Raw genomic sequence first — 1,922 nt, 5'->3', positions numbered from 1 at the left:
GCTATCAGCCCCTGACAACGACAACCAAGTCAATCGGACTTTGCTGGAGCCATTCCCCGACGGATGGTGGGCTTCCTCCTAAAACCTCTCCAAGCGCTGACTTACCGCGCCTTGGACGAGAGCCAGGGAAGCGCCAGCAATGATAAGCGACTTCGCACGTTGATACGCATCGCCGGCCGAGGGTCTAACCGTAGGCGTCGGTGGCTGAGAGACAATTCCGCGCTCCCGCCTGCATGTTAGGAGCGCAAAATGGCCGAAGAATTCAGCGCCGAGACACGTGCCTGCTCGAGCGAGCCAACGAACCATCGCTCAAAGTGGTCACTTAGCCACGGAACATCGCCCACTCGTCCCTGAGTGCGAACTAGATCTCCGACACAGGCTGCTCAACATAGCCACCCTGCCTGCTGATGACCTGGAGCGCCGGGTCCGCGCACCTGACGACGCTTGAGGGCTTCGGTCCGCTGCCCCTGAGGGAGTTCCAAAAGTGGGAAGCCGGACGAAACTTATTGTCGCACTTTGTGACCGGACTTATTAACATGGTTCAATTGATTTAATAATATTTAAGGTATTTAATCTCTGCGCCAGCTCCGGAGAGACCCCATGCCCGACGAAGACGATGACCGCCGCGAATTTCTGAAGACCTGCGGAAAGTTCGCGGTGGTGACACCTCCAGCCATAACGCTGCTGCTCTCCACCTCCCTCACGTCCGATGCAATTGCTAAATCGGGTGCGAGCGCGGTCCATCACCACGGCAACAATGGCTGGGGTAACGGCGGCGGCGATGGTAGTCCCAACGGCAAGGACGACAGAGGCCGCTGAACATTTGTAGGCGGAACGGCAGTTTGGAACGACTCGTCAGTTACCAAGTTTTCCCAATGCCCATCCCCAAGTGGGTGATTCAGTCGGGCCCCAGCTCTTTCCCCATTGCCCCCCGGGAGCTGGGGCCCATTTTGTTGCGCCTTCCGGCGCCGGTTTCGGAGCTTCGACAACATTCAGTCATGAAGCAACAAGGAGGGATCCGCATGCCGATCCAAGTCGTGATGGACAGTACCGGCGACAGCCGTCACTTTTTCGACGCCAACGATGCACGAGAAGTAGCCAAGGCGGAGCAGCGATTCCGCGAGCTGAGGAACGTCGGCTTCACCGCCGCGGTCCGGACCGGTTCAAATCAGGTGTCGCAGATCCGATCGTTCGACCCCACTGCGGAAGAAACTCTCTTCTTCCCCAGGCTGGTCGGCGGCTGAATCGCTGAGCCGTGTGGCTGTTCAGGCGGTCCCGGCCGGGTGAACGCTCACGGATGAGGGCTGCAAAGGCGCTGTTCATTAGACACGGCGCCGAGAGCACTCCCGAAGGACGCGCGCTGCTGCTGCTGCGGCATTGCCTCTCGCCCCTCCAGCGGCGGCAATTCACGCAAACGGGCTATTTCGATGTGGTCGGCGGCGATACGGGCAACCGCTATAGGATCTATGCGGGAGCGGCTGCGAATGTCTGCGAGATCGGCGAAAACGGTCGCCCAAAGATCGGCTTGTGCTTCCTGCCCGTTGGCGATCTTCCGATTGGCGACGTCATGCTGGCCCAGAAGATCGCGCTCGAAACGTGCGAGGCCAGCGCGCTCGCAGTAGCCCGAAAGTTCACTCCCAGCGGTTTCTTGTTCAGCCGGTCCCGCCCGCTTCGCTAGCCGCGGTGTTGCGTCAGTCAAGTTTGGGCGTCGGTGACGTCTCCCATTGGCCCATTTGCGACCTCGAAGGCCTTCAGGTCTGCGGCCGATGTTGGCGGTAAACCGGACATCTGGCGGGCGGCCGCTTAATGAGTACACGCCCTAGCACTACTTTGGCAGAATGTGTTTTCGCCGCTGTTTTTCAAGGATTTTCTTTCGGCAATATGGGCACTGCTGGGGCGGCGGCCGAAGGATGAGATCGACG

Annotated in this window: 3 protein-coding genes; all 3 read left to right on the top strand. The window is 59.6% G+C overall.

Features of this window, described 5'->3' with window-relative positions; all coding sequences use genetic code 11:
* The first annotated feature begins 600 nt into the window (after positions 1-600).
* The 3 genes from IVB42_RS13905 to IVB42_RS13895 all read left to right on the top strand — a co-directional run bounded on the left by IVB42_RS13905 (position 601) and on the right by IVB42_RS13895 (position 1,678).
* On the top strand, positions 601-819 hold the full coding sequence (locus tag IVB42_RS13905) for a hypothetical protein (RefSeq protein WP_085351389.1): 219 nt from the start codon (positions 601-603) through the stop codon (positions 817-819).
* Between the two features lie 203 nt (positions 820-1,022).
* Positions 1,023-1,244 (top strand): hypothetical protein, encoded by a 222-nt coding sequence (locus IVB42_RS13900; protein ID WP_026232889.1) that lies wholly within the window; start codon positions 1,023-1,025, stop codon positions 1,242-1,244.
* A 53-nt stretch (positions 1,245-1,297) separates the two neighbouring features.
* Positions 1,298-1,678: a hypothetical protein gene (locus tag IVB42_RS13895; RefSeq protein WP_018455151.1), complete on the top strand. Its 381-nt coding sequence runs from the start codon at positions 1,298-1,300 to the stop codon at positions 1,676-1,678.
* Positions 1,679-1,922: the final 244 nt, after the last annotated feature.

Origin of the sequence: Bradyrhizobium sp. 45 (assembly GCF_023073155.1) — a bacterium.
GTDB classification, from domain to species: domain Bacteria; phylum Pseudomonadota; class Alphaproteobacteria; order Rhizobiales; family Xanthobacteraceae; genus Bradyrhizobium; species Bradyrhizobium canariense_D.
The sequence above is the reverse complement of the archived record's forward strand: the minus strand, read 5'-3'. Positions and strand labels throughout refer to the sequence as shown.

Coding starts and splice junctions, on each gene's coding strand:
- IVB42_RS13905 (WP_085351389.1), top strand. CDS start 601: ATGCCCGACGAAGACGATGACCGCCGCGAATTTCTGAAGACCTGCGGA.
- IVB42_RS13900 (WP_026232889.1), top strand. CDS start 1,023: ATGCCGATCCAAGTCGTGATGGACAGTACCGGCGACAGCCGTCACTTT.
- IVB42_RS13895 (WP_018455151.1), top strand. CDS start 1,298: ATGAGGGCTGCAAAGGCGCTGTTCATTAGACACGGCGCCGAGAGCACT.